This is a genomic window from Pseudomonas laurylsulfativorans, assembly GCF_002906155.1.
Lineage (GTDB): Bacteria > Pseudomonadota > Gammaproteobacteria > Pseudomonadales > Pseudomonadaceae > Aquipseudomonas > Aquipseudomonas laurylsulfativorans.
Window position 1 is genome coordinate 116,082 of the sequence record NZ_MUJK01000011.1, and the last position, 18,865, is coordinate 134,946.

Annotated in this window: 15 protein-coding genes; 4 read left to right on the plus strand and 11 right to left on the minus strand. The window is 60.8% G+C overall.

Features of this window, described 5'->3' with window-relative positions:
• Positions 1-148: 148 nt before the first annotated feature.
• The 11 genes from purH to gcbA all read right to left on the minus strand — a co-directional run bounded on the left by purH (position 149) and on the right by gcbA (position 13,869).
• Positions 149-1,756 (minus strand): bifunctional phosphoribosylaminoimidazolecarboxamide formyltransferase/IMP cyclohydrolase, encoded by a 1,608-nt coding sequence (gene purH / locus B0D71_RS25560; RefSeq protein WP_103397187.1) that lies wholly within the window; start codon positions 1,754-1,756, stop codon positions 149-151.
• Positions 1,757-1,838: 82 nt separating this feature from the next.
• A complete protein-coding gene (fis, locus tag B0D71_RS25565; protein ID WP_015093301.1) occupies positions 1,839-2,159 on the minus strand; it encodes a DNA-binding transcriptional regulator Fis in 321 nt (106 codons plus the stop codon).
• A complete protein-coding gene (gene dusB / locus B0D71_RS25570; RefSeq protein ID WP_103397188.1) occupies positions 2,156-3,166 on the minus strand; it encodes a tRNA dihydrouridine synthase DusB in 1,011 nt (336 codons plus the stop codon). Before dusB ends, fis begins: the two co-directional genes overlap by 4 nt.
• 184 nt (positions 3,167-3,350) lie before the next feature.
• Positions 3,351-4,586, minus strand: coding sequence for a DUF3426 domain-containing protein (locus tag B0D71_RS25575; RefSeq protein WP_103397189.1), 1,236 nt, complete (start codon positions 4,584-4,586; stop codon positions 3,351-3,353).
• Positions 4,587-4,616: 30 nt separating this feature from the next.
• Complete coding sequence (gene prmA, locus B0D71_RS25580; RefSeq protein WP_103397190.1) at positions 4,617-5,495, minus strand: 50S ribosomal protein L11 methyltransferase; 879 nt, start codon at positions 5,493-5,495, stop codon at positions 4,617-4,619.
• A gap of 283 nt (positions 5,496-5,778) precedes the next feature.
• Positions 5,779-7,137: an acetyl-CoA carboxylase biotin carboxylase subunit gene (gene accC / locus B0D71_RS25585; protein ID WP_103397191.1), complete on the minus strand. Its 1,359-nt coding sequence runs from the start codon at positions 7,135-7,137 to the stop codon at positions 5,779-5,781.
• Positions 7,138-7,154: 17 nt separating this feature from the next.
• Positions 7,155-7,613, minus strand: coding sequence for an acetyl-CoA carboxylase biotin carboxyl carrier protein (gene accB, locus B0D71_RS25590; protein ID WP_103397192.1), 459 nt, complete (start codon positions 7,611-7,613; stop codon positions 7,155-7,157).
• 48 nt (positions 7,614-7,661) lie between these two features.
• Positions 7,662-8,114, minus strand: coding sequence for a type II 3-dehydroquinate dehydratase (gene aroQ, locus B0D71_RS25595; protein ID WP_103397193.1), 453 nt, complete (start codon positions 8,112-8,114; stop codon positions 7,662-7,664).
• A 132-nt stretch (positions 8,115-8,246) separates the two neighbouring features.
• Positions 8,247-9,992, minus strand: coding sequence for a protein-disulfide reductase DsbD (locus B0D71_RS25600; protein WP_103397194.1), 1,746 nt, complete (start codon positions 9,990-9,992; stop codon positions 8,247-8,249).
• Between the two features lie 207 nt (positions 9,993-10,199).
• Positions 10,200-12,146 (minus strand): methyl-accepting chemotaxis protein, encoded by a 1,947-nt coding sequence (locus tag B0D71_RS25605; RefSeq protein WP_103397195.1) that lies wholly within the window; start codon positions 12,144-12,146, stop codon positions 10,200-10,202.
• A gap of 52 nt (positions 12,147-12,198) precedes the next feature.
• Positions 12,199-13,869, minus strand: coding sequence for a diguanylate cyclase GcbA (gcbA, locus tag B0D71_RS25610; protein ID WP_103397196.1), 1,671 nt, complete (start codon positions 13,867-13,869; stop codon positions 12,199-12,201).
• 486 nt (positions 13,870-14,355) lie between these two features.
• Between gcbA and B0D71_RS25615 the strand changes: the two genes are divergently transcribed.
• The 4 genes from B0D71_RS25615 (at position 14,356) to speA (ending at position 18,817) form a co-directional block, all read left to right on the plus strand.
• Positions 14,356-15,423, plus strand: coding sequence for a DUF2333 family protein (locus B0D71_RS25615; RefSeq protein WP_103397197.1), 1,068 nt, complete (start codon positions 14,356-14,358; stop codon positions 15,421-15,423).
• A 4-nt stretch (positions 15,424-15,427) separates the two neighbouring features.
• Positions 15,428-15,985, plus strand: coding sequence for an NUDIX hydrolase (locus B0D71_RS25620; RefSeq protein WP_103397198.1), 558 nt, complete (start codon positions 15,428-15,430; stop codon positions 15,983-15,985).
• A gap of 327 nt (positions 15,986-16,312) precedes the next feature.
• Positions 16,313-16,684: a translation initiation factor Sui1 gene (locus tag B0D71_RS25625; protein ID WP_007991289.1), complete on the plus strand. Its 372-nt coding sequence runs from the start codon at positions 16,313-16,315 to the stop codon at positions 16,682-16,684.
• Between the two features lie 219 nt (positions 16,685-16,903).
• A complete protein-coding gene (gene speA, locus B0D71_RS25630; protein ID WP_103397199.1) occupies positions 16,904-18,817 on the plus strand; it encodes an arginine decarboxylase in 1,914 nt (637 codons plus the stop codon).
• The last annotated feature ends 48 nt before the right edge of the window (positions 18,818-18,865 follow it).

Consider the following 18,865-nt stretch of genomic DNA (forward strand, 5'->3'; position numbering starts at 1 on the left):
CAAAAACCTCGGATGACGCAAATCTGGGAACTGTAGGAGCGAGCTTGCTCGCGATGGTGGTTAACGATAACGCGGGGTGTCTGAAACACTGTGGCGTCTAGTCGTTCTTCGCGAGCAAGCTCGCTCCTACAGGGGGAATGCTGTGCTGTCAGTGACGGAAGTGGCGCATGCCAGTGAACACCATGGCGATGCCGGCTTCATCAGCAGCAGCAATCACTTCGTTGTCACGCATCGAGCCGCCTGGCTGGATCACCGCAGTGATACCGACCTTGGCCGCGTTGTCGATGCCGTCGCGGAACGGGAAGAAAGCGTCGGATGCCATGACTGCACCTTGAACCTGCAAACCGGCATGTTCTGCCTTGATCGCAGCAATGCGCGCGGAGTTCACGCGGCTCATCTGGCCGGCGCCGACACCGATGGTCTGGCGATTCTTGGCGTAGACGATAGCGTTGGACTTCACGTACTTGGCGACTTTCCAGGCGAAGATCAGGTCATGGATTTCCTGTTCGGACGGTGCGCGCTTGGTGACCACTTTCAGGTCGTCGGCACCGATCATGCCGATGTCGCGGCTCTGTACCAGCAGGCCACCGTTGACACGCTTGTAGTCCCAGGCCGCCGCACGGTCAGCCGACCACTCGCCGCAGGCCAGCAGGCGTACGTTGGCTTTGGCGGCGACAATGGCGCGGGCTTCTTCGCTGACCGATGGAGCGATGATCACTTCGACGAACTGACGTTCGACGATGGCCTTGGCGGTCTCGGCGTCCAGCTCGCGGTTGAAGGCGATGATGCCGCCGAAGGCCGATTCGGTGTCGGTGGCGTAGGCCAGGTCGTAGGCCTTGCGGATGCCGCCTTCGGCGTCAGGGCTGACAGCCACGCCGCACGGGTTGGCGTGCTTGACGATCACGCAAGCCGGCTTGACGAAGCTCTTCACGCACTCCAGCGCGGCGTCGGTGTCGGCCACGTTGTTGTACGACAGTTCCTTGCCTTGCAGTTGGGTCGCGGTGGCGATGCCGACTTCGGCAGGCTTGGCTTCAACGTAGAACGCCGCGCTCTGGTGCGGGTTCTCGCCGTAGCGCATTTCCTGGGCCTTGATGAACTGGCTGTTGAAGGTGCGCGGGAATTCGCTGCGACCTTCTGTGCTGAGGGTGTCAGCAGCCTGGTTCACGGTGCCCATGTAGTTGGCGATCATGCCGTCGTAGGCGGCGGTGTGCTCGAAGGCCTTGAGCATCAGGTCGAAACGCTGAGCGTAGGTCAGGCCACCGGCCTTGAGGTTTTCCAGGACGCTGGCGTAGTCGCTGGCGTTGACCACGATGGCCACGTCTTTATGGTTCTTGGCAGCGGAACGGACCATGGTCGGGCCACCGATGTCGATGTTCTCGATGGCGGTCGGCAGATCGCAGCCTGGCTTGTTGATGGTGGCTTCGAACGGGTACAGGTTGACCGCTACCAGGTCGATCGGCTTGATGCCGTGCTCGTTCATGATGCCGTCGTCGATACCGCGACGACCGAGGATCCCGCCGTGGATTTTCGGGTGCAGGGTTTTCACCCGACCGTCCATCATTTCCGCGAAACCGGTGTAATCAGCGACTTCCACTGCGGCAACGCCGTTGTCCTGCAGCAGCTTGAACGTCCCGCCGGTGGAGAGGATCTCGACGCCCAGGGCTTCAAGCTCCTTGGCGAATTCGAGGATCCCGGTCTTGTCGGAAACGCTGATCAAGGCGCGGCGGATCGGCAGGCGGGTAGTCTGGTCGGTCATCTCAATTTCCATCAAAAGCAAAGGAAGTCAGCAAAAAAGGCGACCGGTTTTACGCGGGCGCCTTTCTGGTTTGATTGAATGCTTACAACAAATCGTACTGCTTGAGTTTCTTGCGCAGCGTGCCCCGGTTCAGTCCGAGCATCTCGCTGGCCTTGGTCTGGTTGCCCTTGACGTAGTTCATCACGCACTCGAGCAGGGGAGCCTCGACTTCGGAGAGCACCAGGTTGTACACATCCGTGACGGCAGCGCCCTCAAGGTGGGCGAAATAATTGTGCAGCGCCTTCTCGACACTCCCGCGAAGGGTCTGGCCTTCTTCGCTTGGCGTATTGAGGTGCTGTTTCAAATTTACGTTGTCGCTCACGGGTGTTGTTCCACTCACTAAAGTCTCGGTCATCATCGTCATGCGGCCACCCACTCTCCGTCCCCTGTCAGGCTCTTGTAACGCTCGGCGAAAAATGCCCGAACGTTGGCGCATTGTGTATCCGTACCATCCAAACGATTGAAGTGGGCGCGAAACTCCCTGGCGCCCGGCAGGGTTGCGAGATACCAGCCCACATGCTTTCGAGCAATGCGCACGCCCATGACATCGCCATAGAAGGCGTGCAGGGCAGCCAGATGCTCTAGCAGAATGCGTTCCACCTCGATCAGTTCCAGCGCCGGGAGCTTCTCGCCGGTACGCAGGTAATGGTCGATCTCGCGAAAAATCCATGGCCGCCCCTGGGCAGCCCGGCCAATCAACAATCCATCGGCACCGGTCGCGTCGAGCACGTACCGGGCTTTTTCCGGCGAATCGATATCGCCATTGGCGAAGACCGGGATCGACACCGCCTGCTTGATCGCGGCAATGGTGTCGTACTCGGCTTCACCGGTGTACAGGTCGGCACGGGTGCGGCCATGCACCGCCAGCGCCGTAATGCCTGCCTGCTCGGCGATCTTCGCCACCGTCAGGCCATTCTTGTTGTCCCGGTCCCAACCGGTCCGGATCTTCAGGGTAACCGGCACATCGACCGCAGCCACGACAGCCTGCAGGATCTCGGTTACCAGGGGTTCATCCTTCAACAGTGCGGAACCGGCAGCCTTGTTGCAGACTTTTTTGGCCGGACAGCCCATGTTGATATCAATAATCTGCGCGCCCATTTCAACGTTGGCACGGGCGGCGTCCGCCAGCATCTGCGCGTCCCCACCGGCGATCTGTACCGAGCGTGGCTCGGGATCACCTTCGTGGATCATGCGCATGCGTGACTTGCGGGTGTTCCACAGACTCATGTCGCTGGTGACCATTTCCGAGACTACTAGTCCCGCGCCCAAGCGCTTGCACAGCTGACGAAAGGGCTGGTCGGTGACACCCGCCATGGGGGCGAGGATCAAGCTGTTATGTAATGTGTATGGACCGATGCGTACCGCCGACATAGGACTTCCCTGTTGTGGGGCCGGATCATGAGAGTTCGAAAAAGGGTTGGCATGATACCCGCTCTCGATGACTGGATAAAGGCTGAATTGAACAAAATCTGAACAGTTAATCTGTTATTACCCGTGGTTTGGTTTGCCAAGGGGAGTCAGAAAGCCGACGTCAATCGGGGATCGATGAAGCGTTTCACTCTGGAGAGTGAAAGCTCAGACTGTAGTTCACAGCCTTGGCGCCGGGGTCGAGAATGTCCAGGGCGATGTGGATGGGCGTTTGCGGAGGCATTTCCGCCATGCCTTCGAGATCGCCATTGAGGTATTCACCGGGTTTGAAGCGGCGACTGGCGATCAGATGGCCATTGAGGTCGGCGAAGCGCAGTTCCAGCAGCGGGAAGGGCTGGGAGAAGGGCGCGCGGTTATAGATGATCGCATCGACCACCAGGGCGCCATTGAACTCGGGATGGCTGCGCACCACCAGGTTGCTGCTTTTGATTTTCGCGATGTCGACTTTGGAGGGCACGGTGCAGCCAATTTGTGGGCACAGTTGCTGGAACCACGGGCGATATTGATCCTGTCGCGCCAGTTCGTCGAAATGGTAGGCGATGTATTGGCCGGCGAGAGCGCCAGCGGCAATCAGCACCAACAGCAACCACAGCAGCCGTCGGCCCCAGGGCGAGCGACGTTTTTGCCAGTCCAGTTGCAGGGGGTCGTCGGTCAGGTCTTGCAGCACCTCGGCACGCACGCCCGGGTCGCTGCGTTCGCGCCGCTTGCGCAGTGGTTCGATCGAGGGCAGGTTGCCGTCGATTTCGTTCTCGTCGGTGGCTGACAGACGTTCGTGGTGCAGTGGCGCATCGAGAGGGTCATGCAAGCGCAACTGGGGTGGCTGCGGTTCGTCCTCGAGATCAACCGGTTCCAGAGACAGCGAAGGTTCGGTGCGAGAGGCTTTGCCCGGTTCGGCCGGCGGCTCTGGCGATTCAAGGCTGTCGAGCGGTTCGTCGATTTGCGCGCGATCGGCCGCCGATTCGCTGAACAGGCTGTCGGACCATTGCTCCTCGTCATCCTGCCCGATGCTGTCGCGACGGGCGCTCAGCGAGTCGTCGCGATGGCGACCGAGTTCGGTGGCCGGCTGGATTTCCCGCTGTTCGAGCCGGGCAAGTTCTTCGTCGAGGTCGAGGCTGTCCAGGTCCAACTCGGTCGCGCTCCATTGCTTTTGGCTGATGGCGCGCGGTTCTGTGAGCTCCGGCGTTTCGGCGATGACCGGCGCGACCGGCTCTTTGCCGGCCTGTTCCAACAGCTGTTTGGCGGCATTGAACACCTGCAGGCAGGAGCCGCAACGAACCACTCCGCGAGCCACGCTCAACTGAGCATGGCTGACACGGAAGCTGGTTTGGCAATGCGGGCACTGGGTGACGAAGCTATCGGTCATGCGGCGATCCGGATTATGCAGGCGGCCATTCTAGCGCCGACGGCCAGTGATGCGCACCCAGCCATCGCGATTGGCGATCGGGTCCAGATCGAAGTCCTTGGCATAGGCGGCAGCGACGTCGTCGCCCTGTTCGGCGAGGATGCCCGACAGCGCCAGGCGTCCGCCCGACTTGACCAGGCCGGACAGCTGCGGTGCCAGCGAGACCAGTGGGCCGGCGAGAATGTTGGCGACCAGCACGTCGGCCTGTACCGGCGGCAAATCTTCCGGCAGGTACAGCGGGAACAGGTGTTCGGCTATGTTATTGCGTCCAGCGTTGTCGCGGGAGGCTTCCAGTGCCTGCACGTCGATGTCTGTGCCCACGGCCTCTTTGGCGCCGAGCAACAGCGCGGCAATCGCCAGGATCCCCGAGCCGCAACCGAAGTCCAGCACGTTGCAGTCTTTCAGGTCCTGACCGTCGAGCCATTCCAGGCACAGCGCGGTGGTCGGGTGGGTGCCGGTGCCGAACGCCAGGCCTGGATCAAGCAGCAGGTTCACTGCGTCAGGCTCAGGGGCGGCGTGCCAGCTCGGCACGATCCACAGGCGCTGGCCGAAACGCATCGGCTGGAAACCGTCCATCCAGCTGCGTTCCCAGTCCTGATCTTCAATCACTTCGCTGTGGTGTTCAGGCAGCGGGCTGCCGGTCAGCAGCTCCAGGTGGGCCAGGACCGGGCCAGGCTCGGTGCCACCCTCGAACAGGGCCAGCAGGTGCGTGTGCGACCACAGTGGCGTGGTGTTGAGTTCCGGCTCGAAGATCGGCTGATCTTCGGCGTCCATGAAGGTCACCGACACGGCGCCCACTTCAAGGAAAGCGTCTTCATAGGTTTCGGCTTGTTCTGGGCTGATGGCGAGACGTACTTGCAGCCAAGGCATGGCGGGCACCTTTGAAAAATATTGATTGCAGCCTAGCGGGCTGCGAGAAGCACGCAAGTTTACGCGAGCGCGGGGCAGATGACGACACGCCAGGCGCCATTTCCACGCGCAGGCCTGTGTAGGAGCGAGCTTGCTCGCGAAGAATGCAAGGACGAGGCGTACAGTCTGAACGCACGCATTATCGTTGACCACCATCGCGAGCAAGCTCGCTCCTACAGGGGCTGAGGGAGCCTTCAGATACAACAAAGCCGCCCGAAGGCGGCTTTGTTGATGGGGTCGAAGCTTAGTGCTTTTCGCCAGCCAGCTTGTGCTCGAGGTAGTGAATGTTCACGCCCCCTTTGCAGAAGCCTTCATCGCGGGTCAGGTCGCGGTGCAGCGGGATGTTGGTCTTGATCCCGTCGACAACGATTTCGTCCAGCGCATTGCGCATGCGCGCCATGGCTTCGTCACGGGTTGCGCCGTAAGTGATCAGCTTGCCGATCAACGAATCGTAGTTCGGCGGAACGGCATAACCACTGTACAGGTGCGAATCGACGCGAACGCCGTTGCCGCCTGGGGCGTGGAAGTGCTTGACCGTGCCCGGGCTCGGCATGAAGGTTTTCGGGTCTTCGGCGTTGATCCGGCATTCCAGCGCGTGACCGCGGATGACCACGTCATCCTGGGTGAACGACAGCTTGTTGCCAGCGGCGATGCTGAGCATCTCCTTGACGATGTCGATACCGGTGACCATTTCCGAAACCGGGTGCTCTACCTGGACACGAGTGTTCATCTCGATGAAGTAGAAGCGACCGTTCTCGTACAGGAACTCGAAAGTACCTGCGCCACGGTAACCGATGTCGATGCACGCCTTGACGCAACGAGCCAGAACTTCCTGGCGGGCCTGTTCGTCGATGCCCGGTGCTGGCGCTTCTTCGAGAACCTTCTGGTGGCGACGTTGCAGCGAGCAGTCGCGGTCACCCAGATGGATGGCCTGGCCCTGGCCGTCGGACAGCACCTGGACTTCGACGTGACGCGGGTTGGTCAGGAATTTTTCCAGATAGACCATCGGGTTGCCGAACGCCGCGCCAGCTTCGGTGCGGGTCAGTTTGGCGAAGGAGATCAGGTCTTCTTCCTTGTGCACAACGCGCATGCCGCGACCACCGCCGCCGCCGGCGGCCTTGATGATCACCGGGTAACCGACTTCGCGACCAATGCGCAGAGCGGTTTCTTCGTCTTCCGGCAGCGGGCCGTCAGAACCCGGAACGGTCGGTACGCCGGCAGCGATCATGGCGTGCTTGGCCGATACCTTGTCGCCCATCAGGCGAATGGTTTCGGCTTTCGGGCCAATGAACGCGAAGCCGGATTTCTCGACCTGTTCGGCGAAGTCGGCGTTTTCCGCAAGGAAGCCGTAGCCAGGGTGAATGGCGGTGGCGCCAGTCACTTCGGCCGCGGCAATGATTGCCGGAATGTGCAGGTAGGAGTGGGCAGCCGATGCCGGACCGATGCAGACGGATTCGTCTGCCAGGCCCAGGTGCATCAGTTCCTTGTCAGCCTTGGAGTAAACGGCGACGGTCTTGATGCCCATCTCTTTGCAGGCGCGCAGGATCCGCAGGGCGATCTCACCGCGGTTGGCGATCAGAACTTTTTCCAACTTCGCAGTCATCAAAGGCTCTCCGCGGTTCAAACGATGGTGAACAGCGGTTGGTCGTACTCAACCGGCTGGCCGTCTTCGACGAGGATGGATTCGATCACACCGCTGGTTTCAGCTTCGATGTGGTTCATCATCTTCATGGCTTCAACGATGCACAGGGTGTCGCCTTTCTTCACGGTCTGGCCGACTTCTACGAAGGACGGCGAGGTTGGCGAAGATTTGCGATAGAAGGTACCGACCATCGGCGAACGGGCAACGGTGCCGTTCAGTGCTGGAGCGGCGGCAGCGGCAGGTGCAGCAGCGGCAACCGGAGCGGCGGCAGGCGCGGCAACCGGAGCAGGCATTGGAGCCGGCGCGTAGTACTGCTGAGCCGGGGTCTTGCTGTGACGGCTGATGCGTACGGACTCTTCGCCTTCCTTGATCTCGAGCTCGTCGATGCCGGACTCTTCCAGCAATTCGATCAGTTTCTTAACTTTACGGATATCCATGAATCATCAACTCCCAAGGGTCGGTCAGGGGCGTTTAACGCTTGTAGTTCAAGTCGTTGCCTGTGTTTCAAGCTGTTCTAGCGCGGCCTCCAGGGCCAGTCGGTAACCGCTGGCGCCAAGGCCGCAGATCACTCCCACCGCTACGTCGGAGAAGTAAGAGTGATGGCGGAAAGGTTCGCGTTTGTGCACGTTAGACAAATGCACTTCGATGAATGGGATGCTCACCGCCAGCAGCGCGTCACGTAATGCGACACTTGTATGTGTAAAAGCTGCCGGATTGATCAAAATGAAGTCCACGCCTTCGCTGCGGGCAGCGTGGATACGGTCGATCAATTCGTATTCGGCATTGCTTTGCAGGTACAGCAAATGGTGACCGGCTTCGCGGGCGCGGCGTTCCAGGTCCTGGTTGATCTGCGCCAGCGTCGTGGCGCCATAGGTGCCCGGTTCACGAGTGCCGAGCAGGTTCAGGTTGGGTCCGTGCAGAACGAGTAGCGTCGCCATCGGCGGTTCCTTTGTTATCTGTGTGCAATTGTCAGAACCCGGCGACTATGCCGCAAAGCCTTTGTGACTGTCCAGTTCTCTGCAATAGCCGGCACGATGACCGATGTTTGCGCGAAATATATGACCGCTTGATTAAATTTGGTCATTCGCCTTGGCAACACGTTCGGCGAAGTCTTTGGCGTTGATCTCGCCGATCACCCGCACATCGGCGCGTTCGACGCCGTCTTTGCCGAAAAACATCAGGGCAGGTGGACCGAACAGCTGGTAACGGTCGAGCAAGGCGCGTTGCTCGGCGTTGCTGGCGGTGATGTCGAAACGGATCAGCCGATAGCCCTTCAGGCGTTCGACGACGACCGGGTCGTCCAGTACCTCATGCTCGATGACTTTGCAGCTGATACACCAGTCGGCGTACCAGTCGAGCAGCAGCGCAGTGCCGGACGACCGGGCCTCGGCGAGCACGCGGTCCAGATCGGCGGGTGTGCTGACGGTTTGCCAGGCACTGGCCTTTTGCACAGACGGGTTGCCCTCGACGACGCGCGGCTGGCCAATCGGATTGAAAGGGTCGGTCTGGCCGCTGAACGCGCCGTACCAGCAGGCCAGGGCGTAAAACACCAGGAACATTCCGAGCAACTGCCCGAGTCGCTTGCGCGGCGGCTTGTAGACGAACTCCAGCGCACCCATGAACAAGCCAACGCCACCGGCCAGAAGGCCGATCAACAGCAGGGTGACCTGGCCCGGCAGCACACGGCTGAGCAGGCCTATCGCCAGTCCCAGCAACAGCACGCCAATCGCGTTTTTCACGTAGACCAGCCACGGACCGCTTTTCGGCAGCCAGGCTGCACCACCGGTGGCCACCAGCAACAGCGGTGCACCCATGCCGAGGCCGAGCATGAACAGTTTCAAGCCGCCGCCAAGCGCATCGCCACTGGCGCTGATGTACAGCAACGCACCGGCCAGCGGCGCGGAAACACAGGGTGAAACCAGCAAGCTGGAGACCACGCCCAACACCGCAGCGCCCCACAGGGACCCGCCTTCGGTGCGGCCGGCGATGCGGTCCAGGCGACTGCTGATGGCGTGCGGCAATTTCAGTTCGAAGACGCCGAACATCGCCAGCGCGAACAGTGCGAAAAACATCGCGAAAGGCACCAGCACCCAGGCCGATTGCAGCCGTGCCTGCAGATTCAGTTGGGCACCGAACAGGCCCATCAGCGCACCGAGCAGGGCGAAGCAGGCGGCCATCGGCAGCACATAGGCCAGTGACAGATTGAAACCGCGCCAGCCGCCGACCTGGCCGCGCAGCACCACACCGGAAAGGATCGGCAGCATGGGCAGCACGCAGGGCGTAAAAGTCAGGCCCAGGCCGGCGAGGAAAAACAACGCCAGTTCGCGCCAACTCCATGGATAAGCCGTCGTCGGAGCACCGCTGCCGTCGATGCTCAAACGCTCGGTTTCCGGCGGATAGCACAGGCCTTTGTCGGCGCAACCCTGATAGGTCACGGCCAGGGTGAAGGCGCGTTGGTCGGTGCGCGGCAACTCGACATCGAGAATGCCGTGGTAGACCTCGACATCACCGAAGTATTCATCGTGCTTTTTCTGGCCGTCGGGCAGTTTTGCCGCACCGAGGACAACATCGGCCGGATCGGCGCGAAACTGAAAACGGTGACGGTAGAGGTAATAACCTTCGGTGGCGACAAAGCGCAGCTTGATCGATTGCGGTGTGCTTTCTACCAGGCTCAACCGGAAGGCTTCGCGCACCGGCAGGAAGTCGGCACTGTTGTTGATCGAGCCCAAGGTGGAGCTGGGTCGGTTCTCCAGCAAGCCAGTGGCACTGGCCGGCAGGGCGAACACTAAAAACAGCAGGCAGAGCAAACGGCGCATGACGATCTCGCGTATCGGAATTGGGGGGATGATAGCGGACAGTCGCGGGGTGTGCAGGCACGCTTTTGTGGCGAGGGGGCTTGCCCCCGTTGGACCGCGTAGCGGGCCCAAAGCAAGCGACTTCGTATTACCTTTGTGACTGAGTAGTTTGGCACTGCGGTCGCTGCGCAACCGAACGGGGGCAAGCCCCCTCGCCACAAGAGCGTGTCAGACGCGGAATGCCTGAACGGCCGTATGCAGTCGCCCACCCAGCACCAGCAAATGTTCCCCTTGCTCGCGCCCTTCGCCGATACGCAGCAGGTTATCCCCACCCAACTGATGAATCCGCTCGCTGTGGTCGCGGATTTCACTGACCGCGCCGCTTTGCTGGGCGGTGACATCGGCGATGCGTACCGCCGTGTCGGAAATGGTCTGGATCGCCCCGACGATTTTATCCAGTGCGCCATCGGCGGCTTGGGCCTGGCTGGCCGTGGCTTCGGCGTGTTCGACCTGGGCGCGCATGCCTTCCACCGATTGCCGCGCGGCGGTCTGCAGCCCTGCTATCAGCGTCTGAATTTCTGCCGTGGCCCCGGCGGTACGTTGCGCCAGTGAGCGCACCTCTTCCGCCACCACCGCAAAGCCGCGTCCCATCTCCCCGGCCCTGGCGGCTTCAATGGCTGCGTTCAAGGCCAGCAGGTTGGTCTGGTCGGCAATCGAGCGGATCACCGTCAACACGCCGCCGATGGTCGCGGACTCTTCGGCCAGATGCTCGATCATTTGTGCATTGCTTTGCACTTCGTCCACCAGCGCATGCAGGCCGGTGAGGCTCAGGCCGATGACTTTCTGCCCGTGCTCCACCGCCAGGCCGGCGTGGCGACTGGCGTCGGCGGCCTGGCTGGCATCACCGGCGACTTGTTGAATGGTCGCTTCCAGTTCGCTGAGGGAGTCGCGGATCAGAGCCGTGTCGCCAGCCTGATGTTCGGCGCCGCTGTGCAAGTCGTTGCTCAGGTCGGCCAGGGTGCGGCTGCTGCCGGCCACCTGCTCGGCGTTGCGGCGAATGGTCCCCACCAAGTCCACCAGATACGCGCGCAAGCGGTTGAGCGAGGCTTCAATGTCGTGCAATTCGCGGTTGGTGTTGCCCAGCTGAATGTCGCGGCTGAAGTCGCCTTCGGCCCAGGTCGACAGGGCCGGGGCGAGGTTGGTCAGGGTTCGCGCCAGTTTGCGCTGCAGGGTGTCGATCAGCAGCGCGATCAACAGAATCAGACCGATCATCACGCCTTGCATCAGCCGCACTTCACTCTGGATCTGCCCGTGCTGGGCGCGCACCACCGGTTCCAGCCCGGCAATGGCCTGTTGCACGTCGGCGATTTTCAAGTGAGTCGCGCTGCTGAGGTCGGCGCGTTTCTGGATTTGATCGCGGGTGCGCGAGAGCTCCGCCGGGTAGCGAGTGAGCAGGCTGTTGAGCTCGCGCTTGAGGCCGACGCCGGCATCTTCGGCGACGGTTTTTTCCTTGTTCTCAAGGCCCATCATCGCGGCGAAATCATCGGTGTTCGATTCGCTGCTGGTGGTCACGCCCAGCAAGGGCAGGGCGTCGAGTTTCTCGGCCTGGGTGCGGATGTTTGCCACTTCGCGTTCGACGTCGGCGGCCAGTTCACTGCGGCCGCTGCTGACCAGTTTGTCCCGGGCCAGGGACAACTTGCCCAGGTGCTGCGATGCGATGAGCAGCGGCGTCAGGTAGGCCGCATTACCGCTGGCGTATTGGCTCAGTTGATCGAGACTGGCGCCCAATTCGCGCTCGGCCTGCAGCAGCAAGGCCTGTGGGTCGCCAGCGAGCTTGCCCGCGGCCAACAGGTCGGTTTTGCTGAATTCTTCAAGGGTCGACAGGCTCGGGCGCAAGGTCTCGGCCAGGACCGGTGGCAATTCGCCGAGTTCTTTTTGCAGGCTGGCGATGCTTTGGGTGGCACTGCTCAGGCGCAGTGCATCGCCGCTGCCAAGGTAATCCTCAATGCTGCGGGCGACTTCATTCTGAAATTGCTGCGACAGGCCCAGGTAGCGCTCCATTAATAGATAGGGACGCTCAAGGGCTTTCTGCGACCACCACAGCGTAGCGCCGAGGGCCACGCACACGGCCACCAGAAGAAGGGTATTGAGATTGGTCAGCAGCTTCAGGCGCATTACGGACTACCAATGGCAGAAATGGTAAGTGCCTGAAGTTATTGCGTTTCTGTTACAGGGTTATGACTGTATCGGTCGAATCCGATAAAAAAGTGGCACTTTGCTTTGACGTGCGTGCCGCTTGTACGCGATTGCGTCCGCCGCCCTTGGCGCGATACAGCGCTTCGTCGGCCAGGCTGGCCATCATCAGGCTGTCGGAGCTTTCGCATAACTCCACCACCCCGGCGCTGAAGGTGCACCACAGGTCCTGGGGTTGCGCGGGGTAGTGAATCTCGGCAAAACGCTGACGGATTTCATCGAGCACGTTATGGGCCGCTTCGATATCGGTGTCCGGCATGACGATGGCGAATTCCTCGCCACCGTAGCGACCGATGAAATCGGTTTTGCGCAGGCGCTGCTTGAGAAATAGCGCCAGGCTTTTGATCACCCGGTCGCCCATGGGGTGGCCGTGGCTGTCGTTGACCCGTTTGAAGTGGTCGATGTCGAGCATGGCAAAGCTCAGCGGCTTGTTTTCGCGACGGGCGCGGAACGAGCAGTCTTCGAGCAATTGCAGGATATGCGTGTGGTTGTACAACCCGGTGAGGCTGTCGCGAACCATTCGTGCCTTGAGGTTGCGAGCCCTGGCGGCGCGATTGCGCACGGTAGTGATCAGGTGCCGAGGCTTGATCGGTTTGGTCAGGAAGTCATCGCCGCCTTCGCTCATGGCGTCGAGCTGCTTGTCCAGGTCGTCTTCGGCCGACAGGTAAATGATCGGCACGCTGACATAGCGGTCGTTATGGCGGATTACCTTGGCCAGTTCCGTACCGGTGCAGGCCGGCATGTACATGTCGAGGATGATCAGGTCCGGCTGGAAATCTGCGAGTTCGGCCATGGCCTGGATCGGCTCGATCAACGTGCGGGTGACAATCCCGGCGCTGTTGAGCAGGCGCTCGGTGTGCAGGGCCTGGGCACGGGAGTCGTCGATGATCAGCACTTTATAAGGCTCGTACTGGGCAACGCAGGTCAGGACTTCGATTTTCTCCAGCAGGCTCGACGCTTCGAGGGTGCCGGTGAGGAACTCTTGGCCACCGGCACGCACGGCGGCGAGGCGGGTCGGGGTGTCGGTTTCGTGCAGGCTGAAGAACAGCAGCGGCAGTTGATGGTCGAGGCCTTCCTGGGCTTCGGCGGCCAGTTTCAGGCCGACGCCGGGGCCGCTGAAATCCACGTCCATGACAATCGCCGCCGGTAAACGCTCAACCATCGATGAGCGAAACGCGTCTACGCTGTCCAGGGACTGGGCGCTGAGCCCGAAGAATTCCAGTTGTTTGGCCAGGCGCTCGGCACGGTCGTGATCCTGCAGCACCACATAGATGGGCTTGCGCAGTGGCGGCAGGAAGGTTTGATCGAGTTGGTCGCCATGGCGCAGGCCGGTGCGTGACAGGCGCTGCATCAAACGATTGAGATCGGTGATCAGGCCGCTGCTCAGGCGTCCGCGATTGGCGTCGACCGCCTCCAGGGATTGACCGATGTGGCGCGCCAGTTGCGTGTGTTCCGGTTGTTCGAAACGCTCGGCGAAACGCAGCAGGCGCAGATTGGCCTCGCTCAGTTCCGAAAGGTCGGCTGTGGACCACTCACTGCGTTGCAGGCGCTGCCATATCTCAAGAATCTGACGAGCCTGATGAATTACCCGCTGGGCAAAGTGGTGCTTGAGGCGCTCGCGGCTGGGGTCTTCTGGCTCGGTCATATCCTGACTACTAGTTAGGGTGCACACTGAGGTCGACTGGTGGCTCTATGCTAGCACCACTTTTCAGTTACATGAGTGCTGTAGGTCAATAATCTGCAATGTGACCACATTCAGTTTGTGACCGTGCGGTCCGGTTTGGGCCTTTGAGGTCGCGGTGTGCAGAGGGCGAAGTGCTTTGATCAGGGCGCTTGACGGGTGTGGGGTGGCCATGGGACGTGACTGGCATTGGGCTGCTCCTGAGTTTCCTGTCAGTTGTGATCGGTCCGTTTTTTCAGGTTTCAGAGGGTCAGGGATTCCCTTAGGGCGCGCAATCCAAACCATTAGGTGGTTTTCGAGGGGCGCAGCATCGTCGTATGGGCGGGAACGCTTTTTATCCGCAAGCCCGGTAATTTTCCCCGTCGGTGCGATGGCGGGTGCCGGGCCAAGGCACGTTGTTGTATGGTTGTGGTCGAACCGTTGAACTCAAGAGATTGAAAGGATATCGCCATGCTGGACTGGAAGAACCGCACAGGCAGTGCGCCTGAACGCGCCGCTGAACCGAAGTCGGAGGCCCGCAGTTATCTGGGCGGTCTGTTGTTCAGCCGGGCGCTGGCCACTCTGCTGGGCATCTACCTGTTGGTGGCGAGTGTCCTGGGCTGGTACTGGAGCCAAGAGCCGGCGCTGTTCCCGGTCCAGCAGACCGCGCAACTGGCGGCCGAGAAAGAAGGCAAGCAGATGGTCGTTGGCTACACCACGGTGGAAACCCTCAAGACCGTCGCCGGCACCTTGCTGACCAAGCCGGGTGGCTACATTTCCAACGACCGGTTCCCGCCAGGCCTGTGGATGGACAACATGCCGAGCTGGGAATACGGCGTGCTGGTGCAGGTCCGCGACCTGAGCCGTGCACTGCGTAAAGACTTCGCCCGTTCACAGTCGCAGTCCGCTGAAGACGCTGACCTGGCCAAGGCTGAACCGCGCTTTAACTTCGACAACAAGAGCTGGGTGCTGCCGTCCAGTGAGTCCGAGTACCAGGAAGGCATCAATTCCCTGAGCCGCTATCAGACACGCCTGTCCGATCCGAACCAGAAGAGCGCGCTGTTCTATGCCCGCGCCGACAACCTGAACAACTGGCTGGGTGACGTCGGCACCCGACTGGGTTCGCTGTCGCAACGGCTGTCGGCCAGTGTGGGCCGGGTCAAGCTCAACACTGCGCTGAAGACCGAGGTGGTGACGCCGGGTGTGGCGCCACAGGTCGACGAAGAAATCGTTGAAACCCCATGGCTGCAGATCGACAACGTGTTCTACGAAGCTCGCGGCCAGGCCTGGGCTCTGTCGCATTTACTGCGCGCCATCGAAGTCGATTTCGCCGATGTGCTGGCCAAGAAGAACGCCACGGTCAGCGTGCGCCAGATCATTCGTGAGCTGGAAGCGTCGCAGGAGCCGGTGTGGAGCCCGATGATCCTCAACGGCAGTGGCTTCGGCGTGCTGGCCAACCACTCGCTGGTCATGGCCAACTACATTTCCCGGGCCAACGCTGCGGTGATCGATTTGCGTCAACTGCTCAATCAGGGCTGAGTTCATGGTCGATAACGCCAGGGAGGTCGCGCACCGTGCGGCTTCCGATGCCGAACAGATCGCCTGGGTCGACGAGCAGGACAACCTGCTCGGAGCCTTGGTCCGTTCCGATTTGCGCGAGCGTGGGCTGATCGGGCGCGGCACCTACATTATGTTGTTCAACTCGGCCGGCGAGCTTTGCGTGCATCGGCGCACGCTCAGCAAGGCGATCTATCCCGGTTACTGGGACGTTGCAGCAGGCGGTATGGTGCTCGCCACGGAAACGTATGCCGAATCGGCGGCTCGTGAACTGGAGGAAGAACTGGGTGTGAGTGGAGTGGAACTGACCGCCCATGACCACTTTTTCTTCGAGGACACCGGCAATCGCCTGTGGTGTTCGGCGTTCTCGGCGGTGTGGGATGGCCCGTTGACCCTGCAACCGGAAGAGGTGCTCGAAGCGCGCTTTATCCCCATCGATCAAGTCATGCTGGAAATCGGGCAAAAGCCTTACTGCCCGGACTCTCTGGCCGCGTTGAAGCGCTATTTGCGCGCACGCGGGACCGACGTCGCAAAACAGCTATAAATTGGCGCTGATTGGCTCTTAGCAATCGGCGTTTTTGCCGTTACACTGCGCGACCTTTTCAAACTGAGCCGGTATTGCTGGTTGTTGTAGGAGCGAGCCTGCTCGCGAAAAACGCATGGACGACGCGTGCAGCCTGATGCCGCGCGTTATCGTTGACGTCCATCGCTGGCAAGCCAGCTCCTACAGAAGACGTCATCGTTCGTAAGTCGTAGCGTTTCAGCAATGTTGTACCGTTTCAGTAGCGCTGCCCCTGCCTGAGTGGGGCTTCGCGGTCGATAGCCTTCCCAAGTGCTGCGACCAGTCTTTGTCCTCCGAAGAGGATTGCCGGTGGCCAAAAAAGCCGCATCCTTCGCCGCCCTGGGTGGCCTGGTATTTTCCACCGACGCAGGTCGTCATTGTCCGGAATGCAGTAAACCGGTGGACGCCTGCATCTGCAAACAGACCGTTATCCCTGCCGGCGACGGCATCGCGCGCGTGCGTCGCGAAAGCAAGGGCCGTGGCGGCAAGACGGTGACCACCATCACCGGCGTGCCATTGGCTGAAGACGCGCTCAAGGAACTGGCCACGACGTTGAAGAAACGCTGTGGGACCGGTGGGGCGCTGAAAGACGGTGTCATCGAAATCCAGGGCGATCATGTCGAGCTACTCTTGGCAGAACTGATCAAGCTCGGTTTCAAAGCGAAGAAGTCCGGCGGCTAGCAGCCTCTGTGAAAACCACCCTCGGCTTGATCCGGTCCTGATGGCATTCAGGCCTGGCGTCGTCCACATGGTTTTCACAGAGCCTGTTCATGACCGGTTTCTAAACTCACTGCGGTCGGCGGGGTCTATTGCCTCGTTGACGAACCGTCATTTTCATTCTTTAGACTGCGCCGGCCTGAACCCAGGCGACGCACTATGACTTCTTTATAGGGGACTTCGATGTCCGTACGACGCACACGCAAAGACGATGGCAGCCAATGGACAGTTGCGGACAGCCGCAGTGTTTACGGGATTCGCCATTGGGGGGCCGGGTATTTCGCGATCAATGACGCCGGTCGCGTCGAAGTTCGTCCGAACGGTCCGAGCAGCTCGCCTATCGACCTGTTCGAGCAAGTCGACCAGCTGCGCAAAAGTGGCCTGTCCTTGCCGTTGCTGGTCCGTTTCCCGGACATTCTGCAAGACCGCGTGCGTCAGCTGACCGGCGCATTCGACGCCAACATCGAACGCCTGGAATACCAGAGCAAGTACACCGCGCTGTATCCGATCAAGGTGAACCAGCAGGAAGCGGTGATCGAAAACATCATCGCCACCCAGAACGTCTCCATTGGTCTGGAAGCCGGCTCCAAGCCTGAGCTGCTGGCGGTGCTGGCACTGGCGCCGAAGGGCGGCACCATCGTCTGCAACGGTTACAAGGACCGCGAGTTCATCCGCCTGGCGCTGATGGGCCAGAAGCTCGGCCACAACGTGTTCATCGTGATCGAGAAAGAATCAGAAGTCGGTCTGGTGATCGAAGAAGCCGCCTCGCTCAAGGTCAAGCCTCAGGTCGGCCTGCGCGTGCGCCTGTCGTCCCTGGCCTCGAGCAAGTGGGCTGACACCGGCGGCGAAAAATCCAAGTTCGGCCTGTCGGCGGCGCAACTGCTGTCGGTGGTCGAGCGTTTCCGTGCTGCTGGTCTGGACCAGGGCATCCGCCTGCTGCACTTCCACATGGGTTCGCAGATCGCCAACCTGGCGGACTACCAGCACGGTTTCAAGGAAGCGATCCGTTACTACGGCGAATTGCGCAACCTCGGCCTGCCGGTGGACCACATCGACGTCGGCGGCGGTTTGGGCGTGGATTACGACGGTACGCACTCGCGTAACGCCAGTTCGATCAACTACGACATGGACGATTACGCCGGCGTCGTGGTCGGGATGCTCAAGGAATTCTGCGATGCGCAGAGCCTGCCGCACCCGAACATCTTCTCCGAAAGTGGCCGCTCCCTGACCGCGCACCACGCCATGCTGGTGATCCAGGTGACCGACGTCGAGAAACACAACGACGACGTGCCGCAGATCGAGAACAAGGAAGCGCTGCCGGAAACCGTGCAGTGGCTGGTGGACCTGCTGGGTCCGACTGACATCGAGATGGTCACCGAAACTTACTGGCGTGCCACGCACTACATGAGCGATGTCGCCGCCCAGTACGCCGACGGCAAGCTGACCCTGGCCGAAAAAGCCCTGGCCGAGCAATGCTACTTCGCCGTGTGCCGTCGCCTGCACAACTCGCTGAAGGCGCGCCAGCGTTCCCACCGTCAGGTGCTGGACGAACTCAACGACAAGCTGGCCGACAAGTACATCTGCAACTTCTCGGTGTTCCAGAGCTTGCCGGACACCTGGGCCATCGACCAGGTCCTGCCGATCATCCCGCTGCACCGCCTCGACGAAGAGCCGCTGCGTCGTGCGGTACTGCAGGACCTGACCTGTGACTCCGACGGCAAGATCAATCAGTACGTCGACGAGCAGAGCATCGAAACCAGTTTGCCGGTGCACGCGCTGAACGAAGGCGAAGACTACTTGCTGGGTGTGTTCCTGGTCGGTGCCTACCAGGAGATCCTTGGTGACATGCACAACCTGTTCGGTGACACCGACTCGGTGAACATCTACCAGAATGCCGACGGCAGTGTGTACCACGCCGGTATCGAAACCCACGACACCATCGAAGACATGCTGCGTTACGTGCACTTGTCGCCGGAGGAGTTGATGACTCACTACCGCGACAAGTGCGCCAATGCCCGCATCAGTGCATCCGAGCGCACGCAGTTCCTCGATGCCTTGCGTCTGGGGCTGACCCGTTCGTCTTACCTGTCTTCCTGAGGCAAGCGTCACGCTCATCAGGTTGTCTGAAAATTTTCCGTTTGCCGC

Excerpts from the sequence above, each read along its gene's own strand:
- B0D71_RS25605 (WP_103397195.1), bottom strand. The coding sequence starts at position 12,146 with ATGCGCCTGAAGCTGCTGACCAATCTCAATACCCTTCTTCTGGTGGCC.
- accC (WP_103397191.1), bottom strand. The coding sequence starts at position 7,137 with ATGACTGCGAAGTTGGAAAAAGTTCTGATCGCCAACCGCGGTGAGATC.
- gcbA (WP_103397196.1), bottom strand. The coding sequence starts at position 13,869 with ATGACCGAGCCAGAAGACCCCAGCCGCGAGCGCCTCAAGCACCACTTT.
- purH (WP_103397187.1), bottom strand. The coding sequence starts at position 1,756 with ATGACCGACCAGACTACCCGCCTGCCGATCCGCCGCGCCTTGATCAGC.
- dusB (WP_103397188.1), bottom strand. The coding sequence starts at position 3,166 with ATGTCGGCGGTACGCATCGGTCCATACACATTACATAACAGCTTGATC.
- B0D71_RS25615 (WP_103397197.1), top strand. The coding sequence starts at position 14,356 with ATGCTGGACTGGAAGAACCGCACAGGCAGTGCGCCTGAACGCGCCGCT.
- speA (WP_103397199.1), top strand. The coding sequence starts at position 16,904 with ATGTCCGTACGACGCACACGCAAAGACGATGGCAGCCAATGGACAGTT.
- fis (WP_015093301.1), bottom strand. The coding sequence starts at position 2,159 with ATGACGATGATGACCGAGACTTTAGTGAGTGGAACAACACCCGTGAGC.
- B0D71_RS25575 (WP_103397189.1), bottom strand. The coding sequence starts at position 4,586 with ATGACCGATAGCTTCGTCACCCAGTGCCCGCATTGCCAAACCAGCTTC.
- aroQ (WP_103397193.1), bottom strand. The coding sequence starts at position 8,114 with ATGGCGACGCTACTCGTTCTGCACGGACCCAACCTGAACCTGCTCGGC.
- B0D71_RS25600 (WP_103397194.1), bottom strand. The coding sequence starts at position 9,992 with ATGCGCCGTTTGCTCTGCCTGCTGTTTTTAGTGTTCGCCCTGCCGGCC.
- accB (WP_103397192.1), bottom strand. The coding sequence starts at position 7,613 with ATGGATATCCGTAAAGTTAAGAAACTGATCGAATTGCTGGAAGAGTCC.
- B0D71_RS25620 (WP_103397198.1), top strand. The coding sequence starts at position 15,428 with ATGGTCGATAACGCCAGGGAGGTCGCGCACCGTGCGGCTTCCGATGCC.
- prmA (WP_103397190.1), bottom strand. The coding sequence starts at position 5,495 with ATGCCTTGGCTGCAAGTACGTCTCGCCATCAGCCCAGAACAAGCCGAA.